Here is a 16,107-nt window from a genome sequence, read left to right as displayed (position 1 = left end):
CTATAAGGTTCAGCTGTTGGGCGGGGGGCCGCTGTTTGGGTCCGGTGGGGGTTTGTGGTTGCCCGGGGCCTTGGGTTTGGGGGCTGACGCGGTTTCGCGTCAGCCGCTTTCGCGTGTCCCGCCGCTCAGGTCCGCCGGCGGGCCCCGCCCAGCGCCGCGCGCGCCGCGACGTACAGGCCCGTTGCGAGGGCGATGGCCGCCATCGTCAGCAGCCAGTTGCGCAGGTAGTCCAGCGGCACGACCGTCGGGTTGGCGGCCCCGCCCGGGCGCAGGAGCGGCGGGAGGGCGATCGCCGTCAGGGAGCCCGCGACGATCAGGGCGGCGCGCGGGACCCCGCGCAGGCGCAGGCCGAAGGCGCCGGTGAGCGCGGCGATCGCGATGACGAGCGGCGCGATCAGCCCGTCGTGCACCACGACCGCACCCGCGAGCCACAGCGCGATCCGCCAGGGCGAGGGCTGCTGGACCAGCAGGGCGCCGCCCAGGCCCATCAGGACCACGCCGAGACCCGCGACCACGTACCGGTACCGCATCACAACACCTCCAGTCGGCCGACCCACTTGGTCTGGAGCACGCCGGGCCGGTTCGGGGCGATGATCCGCGCCGGGTAGCCGTGGTCCGGGGAGAGTTCCTCTCCGTTGACGCGCAGCGCGAGCAGGGTGAGCGGGTCCTGGGCGTACGCACGGCCCATCTCCGTCACCCGGTACGCGCCGACCGGCTCCAGGGACTCCACGCGGGCGCGGGCGGCCGGGCCGCCGCCCGCGCGTTCCAGCAGGTCGCGCACGCGGACCCCGGTCCAGCGGGCGTTCTTGCTCCAGCCCTCTACGCAGGCGATGGGCAGTGTCACCTCGTACTGCGGCATCGCGCGCAGTTCGTCGAGGCCGAGGGTGTACGGGCGCGGTCCGGCGACGGTCAGCCGCCAGTCCCGTACGGAGGCCGCGGTGATCCCGGCCGCCGCGGCCGTGCGGTTCACCGGGAGTCCCTGCGGTCCGACGGCGGGGTCGCGCGGGGCGAACAGGTCGAGCCGCCCGAGCGCGGTCACGGACTGCCCGGCGGTCGTCAGCGTCACCGCCCCCACGGCCGCGGCGACGCCCGCCAGCAGCGCGCGCCGGTCCGGGCCGTCGGCCTCGGGCAGCGCGAGCGTGCCCGGGGAGCGCCGGGTCCAGTGGCCTTGGATCTCCGGCCACTTCACGGCGATGTGCACCATGAGCGCTCCGATCAGCAGCCAGGACAGCGCGAAGTGCACGGGTACGAAGGAGAAGGGCCAGGGGTACCACTGGAAGGTGTTCAGCAGCCCGGTGAACAGCTCGAACACCCCGGCCGCCACCAGGACGGCCACCGAGGCCCGTTCGAGCGCGTGCCGCACCGACCGCAGCGGCGGCCATTCGAACAGTCGGGGGTAGACCGCCCACAGTTTCGCGAGCAGCAGCGGGATCGCCGCGATCCCGGAGATGACGTGGAGTCCCTGGGTGAACCGGTAGCCCCAGTACGGGCGGCTCGGCAGCCGGTCGGCGAGCCAGTTCGGCGGGTGCTGGAAGTAGTGGCTGAGCACGCCCGTCACGAAGCAGACGGTGAAGGCCAGACCGAGCCAGCGGCCGACGGCGGTCGCGGTACGGGCGTCGTGCAACCGCGCCTTGAAGGTGACGGGCGGGTCCGAGGGGAGACGGATGGGGAAGCGCATGGACCCATCACACCCCCGGGACGGTGCTCGAAGGCGGTTCGGGCACCTTACGAAACGCGGACATGGGGCGGCGCGGGACCCCGATGTGCGCCGTTGCCTGGAACGCTGCGGCTGTGAACCCGCGTACCGCCCTCGGCCCCGCCGCCCTCGCCGCCCTCGGCCTCTCCGCCCTCGTCGCGGCCTTGGTGTGGACCATCCGCTACGACGGCAATTTCACCGACCCCGCCGGACTGTCCTGGCGGTACGCGGCCTGCTGGGCGCTGTTCGCGGCCGCGCTGCTCGCGCTGCGCCGGGTCCCGGCCCGCCTGGCGGTGCCGCTGGTTCTGGCGGGGGCCTTCGCGGTGACGGCGACGGGGCTGGTGGCGGCGCCCCGGACCAGCACCGATTCGTACCGGTACGCCTGGGACGGCCGGGTCCAGGCCGCCGGCGTCTCACCGTACGACCACGCACCGCAGGACCGGGCGCTGGAGGGGCTGCGCGATCCGTGGCTCTTCCCGACGGGCGCCGCCGCCTGCACCGGCCCGGACCTGGCCCGGATCCCGTACACCGGGGACACCCCGCACTGCACGCGGATCAACCGGCCCGCCGTGCACACCATCTACCCGCCGGTGGCCGAGGCGTACTTCCTGGCCGTCGACCGGCTCTCCCCCGAGGGCTCCCGGCACAAACCGCTCCAGATCGGCGCCGGGGTGCTGTCGCTCGGCGTGACGGGCGCGCTGCTGCTGATCCTGCGGCGCCGGGGCGCGGATCCGTGCGGGGCCGCGTACTGGGCGTGGTGCCCCGCCGTGCCGATCGAAGCCGTGAACAACGCGCACGTCGACGTGCTGGGGGTGCTGCTGGCCGTGTCCGGTCTCGGGCTCGTGGCCTCGCGGAGCCTGGGGCGGCGGGCCGGCGGCGGGCTGGTCCTGGGCGCCGCCGTCGCCACGAAGCTGATGCCGGCGATCGTCCTCCCGGGGGCCCTGTCCGGCGTACGCCGGGTGCGCGACGCGCTCGCCGTACTGCTGCCGGCCGCCGTGTTCACGGCGCTCGCGTACCTCCCGTACGTCCTGCTCTCGCACGGCTCCGTCTTCGGGTACCTGGGCGGCTACGTGGAGGAGGAGGGGTACGAGGACCCCTCCTCCGGCTCCCGCTACGCGCTGCTGCGGCTGGTGATGCCGGGCGACCGGGCGGTGCCGGTGCTGCTCGCCGTCATGGCGGGCGTGTGCGGGTACGTGCTGTGGCGCGGGGATCCCCGACGGCCTTGGAGCGGCGCCCTGTTGGTGACCGGGTGGGCGTTCGTGCTGCTCACGCCCGGCTATTCGTGGTACGCCCTGCTGCTCGTCGGGCTGGTGGCCCTGGACGGGCGCTGGGAGTGGCTGGGCATCGCGGTCGCGGGCCCGGCGGTCTACGTCACGGGCCAGGCGTTCGGCTCGCGCGGGGCGGTGAGTGCCACGGCGTACGGGGCCGCCGCGGTGCTGGTGCTCATGATGACGGCGGTGCGGTGGCACCGGCAGCGCGGCGAGGGGGCGGTCGCGGAGCCGTCGTAGACCGCCCGCCCCGGCTCAGGGCCGGTCGTACCAGGAGAACGCGGCGATCCGCCAGCCGTCCGGGGTGCGGACGAACTGGATCGTCTTGGTCCCGCGGCCCTCGAACGGCTCGCCGTCCAGGATCCCGGACTTGCGGTACTCGCCGAACCGCGACGCGATGTCGCCGGCGATGTCGGTCCGTTCGGAGGTCTCCCACTCCGAGAATTCGACCAGCCGGCCGTCGTTCAGCAGCTTCCGACGGGGCTCGATGAACTCATCGACGGTGTAGACGGTGAGCTCCGGAGGACCGGTCTTGACGATCACCCCGCCCGGCAGGACCAGCCGCCGGATCCGGGCCACGTCGGCGGTCTTGCCGCCCCGGTTGTCGAATGCGCCGAAGAACTCGTCGGTCAGCGCGTCTATTTCACCCTTGGACATGGCGCGACGGTAACACGCGGCCCCTGCGACGGATGCGTGCGTGAATCTGCTCGTTGAAGCGGGGTTTCGAGCAGGTATTGACATGCACCCCGGCGCTGCGCTCCACTTTGGCTGCACTTTGACCGACCCCTGAACTCCCCCTGCCCTCCTACGACTTGGGGACTTGCCATGCGTCTGCTCAGATTGCTGATCGCCGCCGTCTGCGCGGTGGCCGCGCTCTCCTTGCCCGGTGTCGCCGTCGCCGGACCCGCACGGGCCGCTGCCGCGGCGCCGCAGACCGTGCCCGCGCTGCGGCAGTGGACGGCCGGCACCGGCGCCTACACCTTCACGAGCACCAGCAGGATCGTGGTCGATCCCGCCTACGCCGCCCAGCTCTCCGACGAGGCCGCCACCTTCGCCGAGGACCTGGGCGCGCTGGCCGGGCGTCCGGTCGGTGTCGTCACCGGGAGCGCCTCCCCCGGCGACATCGCGCTGAGCCTCGGAGACCCGGGGCTGCCCTCCGAGGGCTACCGGCTGACCGTCGGGCCGTCTGTCGCCGTCCGGGCAGGGACCGGCACCGGCGCGTTCTACGGCACCCGTACCGTGCTCCAGCTCCTGCACCAGTCGCCCACGGTGCCCGCCGGTACGGCGGTCGACTGGCCCGCCAAGGCGGAGCGGGGGCTCATGATCGACCAAGGCCGGAAGTTCTTCACCGTCGACTGGGTCGAGCAGCACATCAAGGAACTGGCCTACCTCAAGCTCAACTACTTCCACTTCCACCTGTCGGACACCTTCGGGTTCCGGCTCGAGAGCTCCACCCACCCGGAGATCGTCTCCGCCGACCACTACTCCAAGCAGGACATCGCCGACCTCGTCGCGCTCGGGCGGAAGTACCACGTGACGATCGTGCCCGAGATCGACACCCCGGGGCACATGAACGCCGTTCTGGCCGCCCACCCCGAGCGCAGGCTCAAGAACAGTTCCGGCACGGCCAGTCCCGATTTCATCGACCTCTCACTGCCGGCCTCGTACACCCTGATCAAGGACCTGGTGAACGAGTACCTGCCGCTGTTCCCGGCCCCGTACTGGCACATCGGCGCCGACGAGTACGTCACCGACTACGCCAAGTACCCCCAGCTGCTGGCCTACGCCCGCGCCCACCACGGGGCGGGCGCCACCGCCAAGGACACCTACTACGGGTTCGTGAACTGGGCCGACGACCTGGTCCGGGCGGCCGGCAAGACCACCCGGATGTGGAACGACGGCATCAAGGCCGGGGACGGAACCGTCACGCCCCACCCCGGGATCCTCGTCGAGTACTGGTACGGCTACGGCCTCACCCCGCAGCAGCTGGCCGCGGCCGGCCACACCGTCGCCAACGAGTCCTGGACGCCGACGTATTACGTGCTCGGGGGCGCCAAGCCCGACACCCGGTGGATGTACGAGACCTGGACCCCCGACCGCTTCGAGGGCGGAGCCACCCTCACCGACCCTTCGAAGAACCCGGGCTCGCTGCTCCACGTGTGGTGCGACAACCCCACCGCCGAGACGCAGGAGCAGATCGCCGCGGGCATCATGTACCCGCTGCGCGCCCTGGCCCAGCAGACCTGGGGCTCCCCGAAGCCGGCGGCCACGTATGCCGCCTTCACCCCGATCGCGGCCGCGGTCGGACACAACCCCGCCTGGCCGGGCCTCGCCCAGCCCGGCAACCTCGCCCGCAACCGGCCGACCACCGCCTCCAGTACGGAGACCGCCGATTTCCCGGCCGCGGCGGCCACCGACGGCGACCCCGGCACCCGCTGGTCCAGCGCGTACGCCGACCCGCAGTGGCTCCAGGTCGACCTGGGGTCCGGCCAGGCCGTGAGCCGCGTGGTGCTGCGCTGGGAGGCGGCGTACGGAAAGGCCTTCCGGGTCCAGCTTTCGGACGACGCCGCGACCTGGCGCACCGTGTACTCCACGACGACGGGCGCCGGCGGGGTCCAGGAGCTCGCCGGACTGTCCGGATCGGGCCGGTACATCCGCGTGTACGGGACCACGCGCGGCACGGCATACGGCTATTCGCTGTACGAGTTCGAGGTGTACGGCGGCCCGTTGAGCGGCACCCGTACGCTCAGCGCGGCCGGCAAGGCCCTCGACGACCCGGGGAGTTCGAGCGCGTCCGGTACGCAGCTGATCACGTGGACGCCGCACGGCGGCCCCAACCAGCAGTGGCAGCTGGGGCTCGACGCCGACGGCTCCTACTCCCTGGTGAACGGCGCGTCGAAGCTGTGCGCTGACGTCTCGGGCGGCTCCACGGCAGCCGGCGCGGCAGTCGTCCAGGCCGCTTGCACGGGCGGGGACAGCCAGCGCTGGCTGATCACCGCGCTCGGCGGGGGCGACTACTCGGTGGCCAACAAGAAGAGCGCGCTCCTGCTGACCACCGCGTCCGGGGCGGACGGCGCCCCGGCCACGCAGGAGACGGGTTCCGGTTCGGCCTACCAGCGCTGGCAGATCGCCTGAGCTCATGGGTATCACCGTGACCGCGTGCGGAACACCGTGTCCACCACACACGTTGTGCGGGAGATGACACACCGTACATACCGCCACGACCACCTCTTAGGCCCCCGCGCAAAGGAGTCCCGCGTGAACCAGGCACCCGCCGTCCCGCTGGTCCTCGACCCCGCCGGCGCCGACCGGCACGCGGAGCACCGGCTGCTGCGTGCCCAAGGGCCCGCGGCCCGCGTCGACATCCTCGGCGTGACGGCCTGTGCCGTCACCGACCCCGCCCTGCTCAAGGAGTTGCTCACCAGCCCGGACGTGTCAAAGGACGCCCGCGCGCACTGGCCTGAGTTCGAGCAGGCCGTCCAGACGTGGCCGCTCGCCCTGTGGGTCGCGGTGACCAACATGTTCACCGCGTACGGAGCCGACCACCGGAGGCTGCGGCGGATGGTGGCTCCCGCGTTCAGCGCCCGCCGTGTCGCCCTGCTCCGCGACACCGTCGAGGACATCGTCACCGGCCTCGTCGACGGGCTCGCCGCCCTCCCGCCGGGCGAGGTCACGGATCTGCGCGAGCGGCTCGCCTACCCGCTGCCCATCGCGGTGATCGGGCACCTGATGGGCCTCCCCCAGGAGCAGCGCGCCGACTTCCGCACGGTGGTGGACGGGGTCTTCGACACCACCCTCACCCCCGAGGAGGCCGCCGCGAACACGGTCCGGGTGTACGAGGTCCTCGCCGAGCTCATCGCCGCCAAGCGCGCCCTGCCCGGCGACGACATGACCTCCCTGCTCATCGCCGCCCGCGACGAGGAGGGGGACGGCTCCGCGCTCTCGGACTCCGAGCTGGGCGACACCCTGATCCTGATGATCAGCGCCGGGTACGAGACCACGGTCAACGTCATCGACCAGGCGGTGACGGCCCTGCTCACGCACCCCGACCAGCTGGACCACGTCCGGGCCGGGCGCAGCGGCTGGGGCGACGTCGTCGAGGAGACCCTGCGGCACGAATCGGCCGTCAAGCATCTGCCGATGCGCTTCGCGCTGGCCGACATCCCGCTGTCCGACGGCCGGATCATGGCCAAGGGGGAGGCGATCCTCGCCTCGTACGCCGCCGCCAACCGGCACCCCGACTGGCACGGCCCGGACGCGGACGCCTTCGACGTCACGCGGGTCACGAAGGAGCACCTGGCCTTCGGGCACGGGGTCCACTTCTGTCTCGGCGCCCCGCTGGCCCGTCTGGAGGTCGCGGCCGCGCTCGAAGCCCTCTTCGACCGCTTCCCCGCGATCGAGCTGGCGGTGCCCGCGGACGGACTGCTGCCCGTCACCTCCCTCATCAGCAACGGCCACCGGTCGCTGCCCGTCCGGCTCGGCCCGTCGGCATGACCGGCCGACCGGCCGACCGGCTGACCGGCTGAACGCCCGAAGTTCACTCTCCCGACGCCTCGGGCTGGCCGATCATCAGCCTCGCCCGCCTTAGGCTGCCGGCATGTCTCAGATGGGGGTCACGGTCCGGGGTTGCCGGCTGCTCGGAACGCTCGGGTCGGTGCTGCTGGCCGCCGGGAGCTGGTCCGCGGGCGCGCTGCCGTTCGGGGTTCCGGACGGAGTGTGGGCGCAGCGCAGCCCGGCACACACGGTGCTGGGAGCGGCCGCCTCGTACGCCGGGCTGGTCCTGCTCGTGGTCGCCTGGTGGCGGCTGGGCGGACTGCTGCGGGCCGGGGAGCCGGTCGGCCCGGGACGGCTGCGGTCCGTGCTGTGGTCCTGGGTCCTGCCGCTGGTCCCGGGACCGGTGATCTTCAGCAATGACGCGTACAGCTATGTCGCGCAGGGCGCGCTGGCGGTCCGGGGCTGGGACGTGTACCGGCTGGGGCCGTCGGTGCTCGGCGGTCCGCTCACGGACAACGTGCCGGAGGTGTGGCAGGACGCGCCGGCACCGTACGGGCCGGTGGCCGTCGCGGCGACGCGGGCCGTGGTCGCCGTCACGGGCGAGCACCACACGGTGGCGGCGGTGCTGGGCATGCGGCTGCTGGCCCTGTTCGGGCTGGCGCTGATCGTCTGGGGTGTGGGGCGGCTCGCTTCCGAGTGGGGTTCCGGACAGGGCTCCGAGCCCGGTTCCGGGTCCGGCGACGCGGAGGCCGGGGCGCTGTGGGCGGCCGTGCTCAACCCGCTCGCCCTGGTGCACCTGGTGGGCGGGGCCCACAACGAGGCGCTGATGATCGGTCTGATGGTGGCCGGGCTGGTGGCCTTCCGCAGGGGGCACTGGGTGCTGGGCACCGTCGTGCTGGTCTCGGCCGCGCTGGTCAAGGTTCCCGCTGGCGTGGCCCTGCTGTGCGCCGCCGCGTGGTCGGTGGGCGGGCGGCCGGACCGGCGTGCGGGATGGCTGCGGGCGGCCGGGATCGCGCTGGTGGGTCTCGCGGCGCTGGTGCTGGGTGTGGCGGTGTGCGGCCAGGGCTGGGGGTGGCTGTCGACGCTGCGGGGCCCGGCGCAGGTGTACACGGTGCTCTCGCCGAGTACGGATGTGGGCCGGGTGCTCGGGCTGCTGTCCGAGGGGTTCGGCGTGGGGACGGCGGGCGATGCGATCGCCGCCGCGCGGTCGGTGGGGCTGGTGCTGGGCGTGTGCCTGGTGGGGTTCTGCGTGTGGCGTGCGCCGCGTACGGGTCCCGAGTACGCCGGCGGGATGGCGCTGCTGGGACTGGTGGTGACCGCTCCGGTCGTTCAGCCCTGGTACCTGCTGTGGGGGATGGTGCCGCTCGCGGCGGTCGCCTGGCGACTGCTGGAGAGCACGCGGGTGCGGCTGGCGATGCTGGTGCTGCTGTTCATGGTGCTGCCCAGCGGGACTTCGGCGACCTGGTCCTACGGGGTCGCCGCCGTCACAGGTGCGTCGGCGGCCGTGGCGGCGCTCGTGGCATGGGGTCCGCCGGTGCCGGGGACGCTGCCCCGCCTTCGCCTGCTGGAGCGCGCTTGGGTGCGGGCGGCGGTCAGAACGCGCCGGTGACCCGGGCGGGGGATCGGCGTTGTGCCGGACGATGATGATCACTAGGGTCGACCGGGTGACTGCCGGGTCGGCCTTGGGCCATGTACGAGTAGGGTTCCCGGCCTCGGCGTGAGCCCGAGGCGGGCCAGGAGCCCGCCCTTCCTCCGCGTTTCCATCGCCCGGCGCCCGCGTGCGGCGCCTTCCCACGGCAACCCGAAACCGGAGACACACACTCATGTCGAACACCCAGCAGTATCCGAACGCCGTCGAGTTGAACCACACCGTCGTCCACGCCAGGGACCGGGGGCTGTCGGCCGAGTTCCTCGCCGTGGTCCTGGGGCTGGAGGTCGGAGCTCCGTTCGGGCCGTTCCTGCCCGTCGATCTCGGCAACGGCGTGACGCTCGACTACTACGCGATAACCGACGAGCCGATCCAGCCGCAGCACTACGCGTTCCTCGTGCCCGAGGGGCGGTTCGACGGCATGATCGCCCGCCTGGAGGCGGTCGGGGTCACCTACTACGCCGATCCCCACCACACCGAACCGGGGCAGACCAACCGCCTGTTCGGGGGTCGCGGCGCGTATTTCGCCGATCCGGACGGCCACAACATGGAGATCATGACCCGCCCCTACGTTCGCCGGTAGCCGGGGGCGCGGGAGCCTCAGCGGGGGCTGCCGGTGAGCTTGCCGTCGGGGGTGAGGGTGAAGACGGTCTCGTCCATCACGGAGCCGGCGCGAGCCGTCTCGCCGTACGCGTGGAGGCTGATCTGCTCGGCCTTGCCCATGTAGAGCTCGGCTTCGGCGGATCGGGTCCAGTGGTTGACGCGGACGTGCGCCGACCAGTGGGCGACCTCCTCCTGCCGCCAGGCGCCCCAACTGCTCTCCGGGAGCAGCCCCGGCGCCGCGCCGCGGTAGACGCTGACGGCCAGGACCGCGAGCAGGGCGGCGGCCACGGCGAAGCCGAGTGCTGACGCGCGGGATCGGTTCATGAAGGGCACGACATGCTCCTGACGCCGGGACGGGAAGGCCCCGCCGGTCGGGTAGATGCGGTGGGGCCCGGTGGGGTTCCGGCCGCTTCGCTCCCAGGGACGATGGCCCGGCACCGCGCGGGCGGGGTGTCGGCCGTCCGGCGGGACTGTCGGTGATCCGTCGGGGATGTGTCGGTGGCCGCTGCAACCGTGGGGGTGTCGGGTTGCCCGAGGGAGCAGCCGCGACCGCCTTCAACAGCAGGGGAGCCCCATCGCCATGTCGTCCGCATCCTCCACCCCGCCCTGGAATGTCCGACGGCTGCCGCGTGCCGATGGCCGCGTCTTCCTGGTCACCGGCGGCAACGCCGGCATCGGGTACTTCATCGCGGAGCAGTTGTCGGCAACCGGAGCCACCGTCGTACTCGGGAGCCGGAACCCCGCCAAGGCCGAGGTCGCCTCGGCCTCGATCCGTGCCCGCGTCCCCGGCGCACGTGTACGGGCCGTGCGGCTGGACCTCGCCGACCTCTCGTCGCTCGGAACGGCGGCGGCGTCACTGGAGGTGGAACGCCTCGACGCGGTGGTCCACAACGCCGGGGTCGCGCTCGACGACCCGCCGCGCAGGGAGACCGGGGACGGTCACGAGCTCATGTTCGGTACGAACCACCTGGGGCACTTCGCCTTGACCCGGTGGCTGATGCCCCTGCTGTCGGCCGCACCGGCGGCCCGCGTCGTGACGACGGGCAGCTTCGCGGCGAAGTCCGAGCGGCTGGACCTGGACGACCTGCAGTCCCGGAAGGACTACCAGCCGAAGCGCACCTACGGACGCTCGAAACTGGCACAGATGTACTTCGGCGTCGAACTCGACCGCCGCCTGCACGCTGCCGGCAGCACGGTGGCGAGCGTGGTGGTCCATCCCGGCGGCGCGCTGGACTCCCTCACCCCGTCGCGGCCACCGGTCCATGTGCGGACCACCGGCGCACGGCTGGGCGCGGCACCTGCGGCCCTCCTCCTCCAGGGCAAGCACGCCGGCGCATGGCCCGCGGTCCGGGCGGTGCTCGACCCGGCCGTGCGGGGCGGCCGGCTGTGGGGACCGCGCGTCTTCGGCCTGCGCGGCGAGCCCCGGCCTGAACCGGTCTGGAACCACCTCGCCGACCCCTCCATCGCGGCACGGTTGTGGGACGCGAGCCGCGATCTGACCGGCGCCGACTTCGACACCCTCTCCGGATAGCTCAGGCACCCGCGCGGTGGCCCACAGGTCGTCGAACCGGCCCCCTCACACACCCGCCTGCGCGGGCTGCGCGAACCGGGATGCCCACGCCCTCAGATCCTCGGCCGAGGCTTCGAGCGCGTCGCCGCCGGGCCCGGCCCAGGCTATGTACCCGTCCGGGCGGACCAGGTAGAGCCCGCGTCCGTAGGCCTCGTACGCACTTGTCCGCGCGGTCCGCAGGCCCGGGAGCGCCGGCAGGTGCTCCGGCAGCGGGGTGTCGACGGCGAGCAGGGTGAAGTGGGGGCCGCGGTAGAGGTCGAAGAGCCGCAGCCCGTCGCGCTTCCCGTCGGGCGCACGGTCTCCCGCGGTGAGGGCGCCCTCGGCCAATCCGGTGCGTATCTCTCGGGTGAGTGAGGAGTCCCGTTGGCCCAGGCCGAGTTGGCGGGTGGCCGCGCCGCGCCGCTCCTCACCGCGGTGGATGCGGGTGGACAGCCCCAGCATGGCCGCGGCATTGGGCAGGCGCTCCTCCTCGTACGTGTCCAGCAGCGCCTCGGGGGCTCCGTCCCGGAGCACGGCGGCGAGCTTCCACCCCAGGTTGTAGGCGTCCTGGACGCTGGTGTTGAGTCCCTGGCCGCCCGCCGGCGAGTGGATGTGGGCGGCGTCGCCCGCGAGGAAGACCCTGCCGTCACGGAAGCGGTCGGCGAGCGCGGCGTTCACGGTGAAGTCCGATGCCCACAGGACCTCGGTGATCTCCTCGGCCGGTATGTGGGTGAACTCGGCGACCAGCGCCCTGACTTCCTCCGCCGTGACCTCTCCGCCGACCGGCGCCGGCTGGGCCACGAACTGGAACTCCCGCGTATGCGGCAAGGGGCAGAGGGCCGCGAAGCCCGTACCGCCCGCGGCCGGCGGGAAGATGTGCCAGTTGTCTCGGTCGAGCGTCGGTATGACCACGTCCGCCACGAGCATCGGGGCGGGATCGACGCGCTCGCCGGTCATCTTGATGCCGACGAGCCGGCGGACCGTGGACCGCCCGCCGCCGGCGGCGACGGCATATCCGGCGCGGACGGACATCGGGCTCCCGCCTCCCGCGGGCATGAGCGTGGCCGTGACGGACTCGGCATCCTGGGTGAGGCCGGTCAGCTCGACCCCGAACACGACGTCACCGCCCAGGTCGCGGAGCCGGTCGAGCAGGATCCGCTGGGTGCGCCACTGGGGCAGCAGCCAGGGGCCCGTGTAGGGCGCGTCCTCGGTCGGCTCGACGTCCTCGAACATGCGGTGCTCCCCCGCACGGGTACCTCCCTGCCATGTCATGCCCATCGGCGCCCGGCCGCCCCATCGCAGGGCCTCCCCCACGACCCCGAGGTCGTCGAGGACCTCCAGGGTCCGCGGCTGGACGCCCTTGCCGCGCGAACCGGAAAACAGCTCCGGCGACCGCTCGACGACCAGCGCGCGCACTCCGCGCCGGGCGAGATCACAGGCCAGCACAAGGCCGGTGGGGCCGGCGCCCACGATCAGGACGTCACTCCGGTCTTCCTGGTACCGCTGCTGGTTCATCGATCTCCCCGTTCGGCCGATCCGCCACGGCCCCTTAACAACATTAAGGAGCCTCGCCCCGCAAGAGTGCCCTTAACGCTGTTAAGCTGTCAACGCCACGGAAGAGTGAACCGCCCTGGGAGACAGAGGCAGACGATGAACGCCAAGCCGCAGCGGACTCCGCCGCGCGTCCCGCCCCTGACCCGCCTGACCGTCGCCGAGACCGCGCTGCGGCTGCTGAACGAGGGCGGGCTCGAAAAGCTCACCCTCCGCGCCATCGCGCAGGAGCTGGACGTGAAGGCGCCTGCGCTGTATTGGCACTTCAAGAACAAGCAAGAGCTGATCGACGAGATGGCCACGGAGATGTTCCGGCGCATGGTCACCAGCCCGGAGGAGCCCGGGCCGGACGACTCGGCGCCCTGGCGGGAGCGGATGCTGAGCGCCAACCGCCGGCTGCGCGAGGCCCTGCTCGCCTACCGCGACGGCGCCCGCGTGTTCACCGGCTCACGCTTCACCGGAACCGAGCACGCCGAACAGTCCGAGGCCTACCTGCGCGCCCTGCTGGCGCACGGGTTCGAACTGCCGCAGGCGGTGAGGGCCATGGCGACCGCATTCTCCTACACGCTCGGGTTCGTGATCGAGGAACAGGGCGTCCACCCCGTCCCGGGCGAGCGCCGGGACGGCTACGACGTGGCCGAGCGCGGCGAGCGTCTGGCCGACTACCCACTCGCCGCGGCCGCCGGTACGCACCTCTTCGAGGAGTACGACGAGCACTTCGAAGAGGGTCTGCAGATCGTCATCGACGGCATCGCCGCGCGGTACGCGATCCGCTGACCGCGGCGGCGCGGGCGCCGGTCGTGGCGGGTTACGGCACGTTCGACATGGTCTCGCAGCGGACCGCGATGTCGGCTCCGCCCGAGCCGTCGCAGCTGTCCTTCGCGTCCTCGCCCCCGTCGATGACGTCGTTGCCGCCCGCCGCCGCGTCCGGGGCGACGGGCGCGACCGGTGCGCCCTGCGCGGGCTTCGCCGCCGGGGCCGGGCGGCCCTGACCTGCCGGGCGCGCGGGCTTGCCGGTCAGGCGCGCGGGCTTGCCGGTCAGGCCCTCGCCCTTGCCGTGTGCGGCGTGGCCCGAGTTGCTGTCACCGATGATCGTGTCCACGCCGGGTCCGCCCAGGAGCACGTCCTCGCCTTGGCCGGTCGCGGTGCCCTCGGCGGAGGAGTCGCCGGTGAGGCTGTCGTCTCCGGCCCCGCCGTCGAGAACGTCCCTGCCGCCGCCGCTCGCATTGATGCCGCCCCGGCTGTCGCCGATCATGGCGTCGTTCCCCGCCTCGCCGAACAGGACGTCGTCGCCGCCGCCCGACGCGCTGGAGCCGAAGGCCATGCTGTCGCCGCCCATGCGGTCGTCACCCGGCCCGCCGAAGAGGACGTCGTTGCCGCCGCCGTCCACGGCAGCCCTGGTCGAGAGCAGGTCGCCGCGCATGAGATCCGCGCCTTCGCCGCCGTCCAGCTGGTCGTTGCCGAGGCCGCCGGCGATCATGTCGTTCCCGCCGAGACCGCAGATCAGGTCGTCTCCGCCGAGACCGTCGATGGTGTCCGCCGCCGCCGACCCGATGATGACGTCGTTGCCCTCCGTCCCGTTGATGGTGCCGGACCCGGTGATGGTCGCCGGCTGCCCGAAGCAGGTGGCGTCGGCCGCGTGGGCGACCGTTGCCGGGGCGCCGAGGGAGAGCAACGCGGCTGCGGCCAGCAGAGTGAGTGACGTGCGGCAAGGCATACAGACCTCCGGTCGGAGTGTGCACAGCCGTTCCGGCTGTCCAGGGAAGCAGGCTCGAATCCGTGGGGAACGTATGGTGCGAATGCCTTGAATGCAATGAAATGCAGAGCCTTTTGTATGCCTTACGCTCGGTTGGCCCCGCTCCGGGCGGGGCCAACCGGCCCACACACGGCCGCACGGGCGCGAAGGAGCGGGCTGCCGGAGGGTCGCCTACCGTCGGGGTATGAGCGGGATCATCGTGGTGCACGAACTCGAGACGCCTACGCCGGGCCGCGCGGCGGGCGGGCCGGCTCCGGGCGCCGGGGCCGCCGTACGCCAGGTACATGCCGCCCCCGCGGCCCCGGATACCACCACCGAGCCGGGCCCGCGCACGCTGTGCGGCAGGGACACGTTCGCGATGCGAGCGGCGGCGGCGTGGACCCCGTCCGGGGAGCCCGGCTCGCCGTGGTACCCGCCGGAGGAGGAGGGCCTCGTGTGCCCTTCCTGCGATGCCGCCATGGACGACGGCTGATCCGGCACCCGGGCGCGGTACAGCGCGTGCGCGCGGCGGGTACCCGCGTGAAGCTTGAGGCCAGGTGACACGCAACCCCTCCGGAAGGGCCCGTCCTCATGCCGCTCACGCATCGCAAGGATTTCGGACTGCTCACCCTGCGCCTGGGCGCAGGCGGGGTGCTGCTCGCGCACGGGTCGCAAAAGCTCTTCGGGTGGTTCGGCGGGGCCGGCATCGAGGGCACGGCCCGCGGTATGGAGCACATGGGGTTCACCCCGGGCCGCGAGAGCGCGATCGCGGCCGGGCTCGGCGAAGCGGGCGGCGGGGCGCTGCTCGCGCTGGGGCTGGCGACTCCCGCGGCCGGAGCCGCCGCGGCCGGCGCCATGGCGGGGGCCGTCGCCGTGCACGCTCCCGCCGGGTTCTACGCCCAGGGCGGCGGCTTCGAGTACCCGGCCTTCCTCGGCTTCGTCGCGGCCTGCATCGGCCTGGCCGGGCCCGGCCGTTTCTCGCTCGACCATGCCACCCGTCACCGGCTGGACCGGCCGGCCACGGTGGCGACGGCCTTCGCACTCAGCGCGGCAGCCGCCACCGTCGTACTCAACCGCCGCGCCGCGACGCTCGCCGCGGCCAAAGCCTCCGGCCCGGACCCGGACGCCGACAGCCGGACGGCCTAGCCTCCGTCGCCGATTCGCGATTCGCGATTCGCCGACCAGCGGCGGAGCGGCTACCAGCCGAAGCGGCGGTCGACCTCCCGGGAGAACTCCTCGAACGTCAGCACGTTGTCGCCGTTCTTGTCGGCGGCGTCGAACAGCGCGGACGAGGCGTCGGCATCCCCGAGGCCCCAGAACGGCAGGTCGCCGTCGGCGGCCAGGGTCGGGCCCTTCGTCCGCAGGGCGGTGATCACTTCCAGACGGGTCAGGGTGCCGTCGTGGTTGAGATCGAGCGCCTCGAACAGCTTGCGGGCCTTCGCACTCATCGCGTACGTCCTTCCGGGAGGATTCGGCAGGGACTGCCTGCAGCCAGCCTACGGCGCACCCCCTCCGGGCCGACGGGGGCGGGGGCTCGGCGCCGACGGCCGGGCCGCGGCGGCC

The 16,107-nt window shown here is 72.9% G+C and carries 16 protein-coding genes; 9 read left to right on the top strand and 7 right to left on the bottom strand.

Annotated features, from left to right (window positions below; all coding sequences use genetic code 11):
- Window positions 1-125 precede the first annotated feature (125 nt).
- Window positions 126-530, bottom strand: a complete 405-nt coding sequence (locus tag ACFXGI_RS05865) for a hypothetical protein (protein WP_384703866.1) — start codon at window positions 528-530, stop codon at window positions 126-128.
- A complete protein-coding gene (locus ACFXGI_RS05860) occupies window positions 530-1,678 on the bottom strand; it encodes a molybdopterin-dependent oxidoreductase (RefSeq protein WP_384703864.1) in 1,149 nt (382 codons plus the stop codon). The genes ACFXGI_RS05865 and ACFXGI_RS05860 overlap by 1 nt, the downstream gene beginning before the upstream one ends.
- Window positions 1,679-1,791: 113 nt before the next feature.
- On the opposite strand from ACFXGI_RS05860, the gene ACFXGI_RS05855 reads away from it, so the two are divergent.
- A complete protein-coding gene (locus ACFXGI_RS05855) occupies window positions 1,792-3,204 on the top strand; it encodes a glycosyltransferase 87 family protein (RefSeq protein ID WP_384703861.1) in 1,413 nt (470 codons plus the stop codon).
- 15 nt (window positions 3,205-3,219) lie between these two features.
- Here the strand turns inward: ACFXGI_RS05855 and ACFXGI_RS05850 are convergent, their stop codons facing one another.
- Entirely contained in the window at window positions 3,220-3,621 is a 402-nt protein-coding gene (locus ACFXGI_RS05850; RefSeq protein WP_384703859.1) for a DUF4440 domain-containing protein, read from the bottom strand.
- A 168-nt stretch (window positions 3,622-3,789) separates the two neighbouring features.
- Here ACFXGI_RS05850 and ACFXGI_RS05845 point away from each other — a divergent pair, with 168 nt between their 5' ends.
- From ACFXGI_RS05845 to ACFXGI_RS05830, 4 genes are all read left to right on the top strand, one after another.
- A complete protein-coding gene (locus ACFXGI_RS05845) occupies window positions 3,790-6,099 on the top strand; it encodes a family 20 glycosylhydrolase (RefSeq protein ID WP_384703857.1) in 2,310 nt (769 codons plus the stop codon).
- 123 nt (window positions 6,100-6,222) lie between these two features.
- Complete coding sequence (locus tag ACFXGI_RS05840) at window positions 6,223-7,458, top strand: cytochrome P450 (RefSeq protein WP_384703855.1); 1,236 nt, start codon at window positions 6,223-6,225, stop codon at window positions 7,456-7,458.
- Between the two features lie 103 nt (window positions 7,459-7,561).
- Window positions 7,562-9,067, top strand: a complete 1,506-nt coding sequence (mptB, locus tag ACFXGI_RS05835) for a polyprenol phosphomannose-dependent alpha 1,6 mannosyltransferase MptB (protein ID WP_384703852.1) — start codon at window positions 7,562-7,564, stop codon at window positions 9,065-9,067.
- Between the two features lie 214 nt (window positions 9,068-9,281).
- Complete coding sequence (locus ACFXGI_RS05830; RefSeq protein ID WP_384703849.1) at window positions 9,282-9,689, top strand: VOC family protein; 408 nt, start codon at window positions 9,282-9,284, stop codon at window positions 9,687-9,689.
- 17 nt (window positions 9,690-9,706) lie between these two features.
- On the opposite strand, the gene ACFXGI_RS05825 is transcribed toward ACFXGI_RS05830, so the two are convergent.
- Window positions 9,707-10,033, bottom strand: a complete 327-nt coding sequence (locus tag ACFXGI_RS05825) for a hypothetical protein (protein WP_384703846.1) — start codon at window positions 10,031-10,033, stop codon at window positions 9,707-9,709.
- A gap of 256 nt (window positions 10,034-10,289) precedes the next feature.
- On the opposite strand from ACFXGI_RS05825, the gene ACFXGI_RS05820 reads away from it, so the two are divergent.
- Entirely contained in the window at window positions 10,290-11,240 is a 951-nt protein-coding gene (locus ACFXGI_RS05820) for an SDR family NAD(P)-dependent oxidoreductase (protein WP_384703843.1), read from the top strand.
- 45 nt (window positions 11,241-11,285) lie between these two features.
- Here the strand turns inward: ACFXGI_RS05820 and ACFXGI_RS05815 are convergent, their stop codons facing one another.
- Window positions 11,286-12,794 carry an FAD-dependent monooxygenase gene (locus ACFXGI_RS05815; RefSeq protein WP_384704098.1) on the bottom strand — a complete coding sequence of 503 codons (1,509 nt, stop codon included), beginning with the start codon at window positions 12,792-12,794 and terminating at the stop codon, window positions 11,286-11,288.
- A gap of 114 nt (window positions 12,795-12,908) precedes the next feature.
- Here ACFXGI_RS05815 and ACFXGI_RS05810 point away from each other — a divergent pair, with 114 nt between their 5' ends.
- On the top strand, window positions 12,909-13,586 hold the full coding sequence (locus tag ACFXGI_RS05810) for a TetR/AcrR family transcriptional regulator (RefSeq protein ID WP_384703840.1): 678 nt from the start codon (window positions 12,909-12,911) through the stop codon (window positions 13,584-13,586).
- A 31-nt stretch (window positions 13,587-13,617) separates the two neighbouring features.
- On the opposite strand, the gene ACFXGI_RS05805 is transcribed toward ACFXGI_RS05810, so the two are convergent.
- The gene (locus tag ACFXGI_RS05805) at window positions 13,618-14,526 is read right to left on the bottom strand and encodes a calcium-binding protein (RefSeq protein WP_384703837.1); all 909 of its coding nucleotides are present in this window, start codon (window positions 14,524-14,526) and stop codon (window positions 13,618-13,620) included.
- Window positions 14,527-14,749: 223 nt separating this feature from the next.
- On the opposite strand from ACFXGI_RS05805, the gene ACFXGI_RS05800 reads away from it, so the two are divergent.
- Window positions 14,750-15,037, top strand: coding sequence for a hypothetical protein (locus ACFXGI_RS05800; RefSeq protein ID WP_384703834.1), 288 nt, complete (start codon window positions 14,750-14,752; stop codon window positions 15,035-15,037).
- Between the two features lie 98 nt (window positions 15,038-15,135).
- Window positions 15,136-15,690 (top strand): DoxX family protein, encoded by a 555-nt coding sequence (locus tag ACFXGI_RS05795; RefSeq protein WP_384703831.1) that lies wholly within the window; start codon window positions 15,136-15,138, stop codon window positions 15,688-15,690.
- A 50-nt stretch (window positions 15,691-15,740) separates the two neighbouring features.
- Here the strand turns inward: ACFXGI_RS05795 and ACFXGI_RS05790 are convergent, their stop codons facing one another.
- The gene (locus ACFXGI_RS05790) at window positions 15,741-15,992 is read right to left on the bottom strand and encodes an EF-hand domain-containing protein (RefSeq protein ID WP_384703825.1); all 252 of its coding nucleotides are present in this window, start codon (window positions 15,990-15,992) and stop codon (window positions 15,741-15,743) included.
- Between the last annotated feature and the right edge of the window lie 115 nt (window positions 15,993-16,107).

The organism is Streptomyces sp. NPDC059355 (genome assembly GCF_042752335.1).
Lineage (GTDB): Bacteria > Actinomycetota > Actinomycetes > Streptomycetales > Streptomycetaceae > Streptomyces.
The sequence above is the reverse complement of the archived record's forward strand: the minus strand, read 5'-3'. Positions and strand labels throughout refer to the sequence as shown.

What these genes read in the sequence shown, in the direction of transcription:
- ACFXGI_RS05850 (WP_384703859.1), bottom strand. Translation starts at nt 3,621, where the DNA reads ATGTCCAAGGGTGAAATAGACGCGCTGACCGACGAGTTCTTCGGCGCA.
- ACFXGI_RS05810 (WP_384703840.1), top strand. Translation starts at nt 12,909, where the DNA reads ATGAACGCCAAGCCGCAGCGGACTCCGCCGCGCGTCCCGCCCCTGACC.
- ACFXGI_RS05790 (WP_384703825.1), bottom strand. Translation starts at nt 15,992, where the DNA reads ATGAGTGCGAAGGCCCGCAAGCTGTTCGAGGCGCTCGATCTCAACCAC.
- ACFXGI_RS05825 (WP_384703846.1), bottom strand. Translation starts at nt 10,033, where the DNA reads ATGAACCGATCCCGCGCGTCAGCACTCGGCTTCGCCGTGGCCGCCGCC.
- ACFXGI_RS05860 (WP_384703864.1), bottom strand. Translation starts at nt 1,678, where the DNA reads ATGCGCTTCCCCATCCGTCTCCCCTCGGACCCGCCCGTCACCTTCAAG.
- ACFXGI_RS05830 (WP_384703849.1), top strand. Translation starts at nt 9,282, where the DNA reads ATGTCGAACACCCAGCAGTATCCGAACGCCGTCGAGTTGAACCACACC.
- ACFXGI_RS05795 (WP_384703831.1), top strand. Translation starts at nt 15,136, where the DNA reads ATGCCGCTCACGCATCGCAAGGATTTCGGACTGCTCACCCTGCGCCTG.
- mptB (WP_384703852.1), top strand. Translation starts at nt 7,562, where the DNA reads ATGTCTCAGATGGGGGTCACGGTCCGGGGTTGCCGGCTGCTCGGAACG.
- ACFXGI_RS05845 (WP_384703857.1), top strand. Translation starts at nt 3,790, where the DNA reads ATGCGTCTGCTCAGATTGCTGATCGCCGCCGTCTGCGCGGTGGCCGCG.
- ACFXGI_RS05865 (WP_384703866.1), bottom strand. Translation starts at nt 530, where the DNA reads ATGCGGTACCGGTACGTGGTCGCGGGTCTCGGCGTGGTCCTGATGGGC.
- ACFXGI_RS05805 (WP_384703837.1), bottom strand. Translation starts at nt 14,526, where the DNA reads ATGCCTTGCCGCACGTCACTCACTCTGCTGGCCGCAGCCGCGTTGCTC.
- ACFXGI_RS05820 (WP_384703843.1), top strand. Translation starts at nt 10,290, where the DNA reads ATGTCGTCCGCATCCTCCACCCCGCCCTGGAATGTCCGACGGCTGCCG.
- ACFXGI_RS05800 (WP_384703834.1), top strand. Translation starts at nt 14,750, where the DNA reads ATGAGCGGGATCATCGTGGTGCACGAACTCGAGACGCCTACGCCGGGC.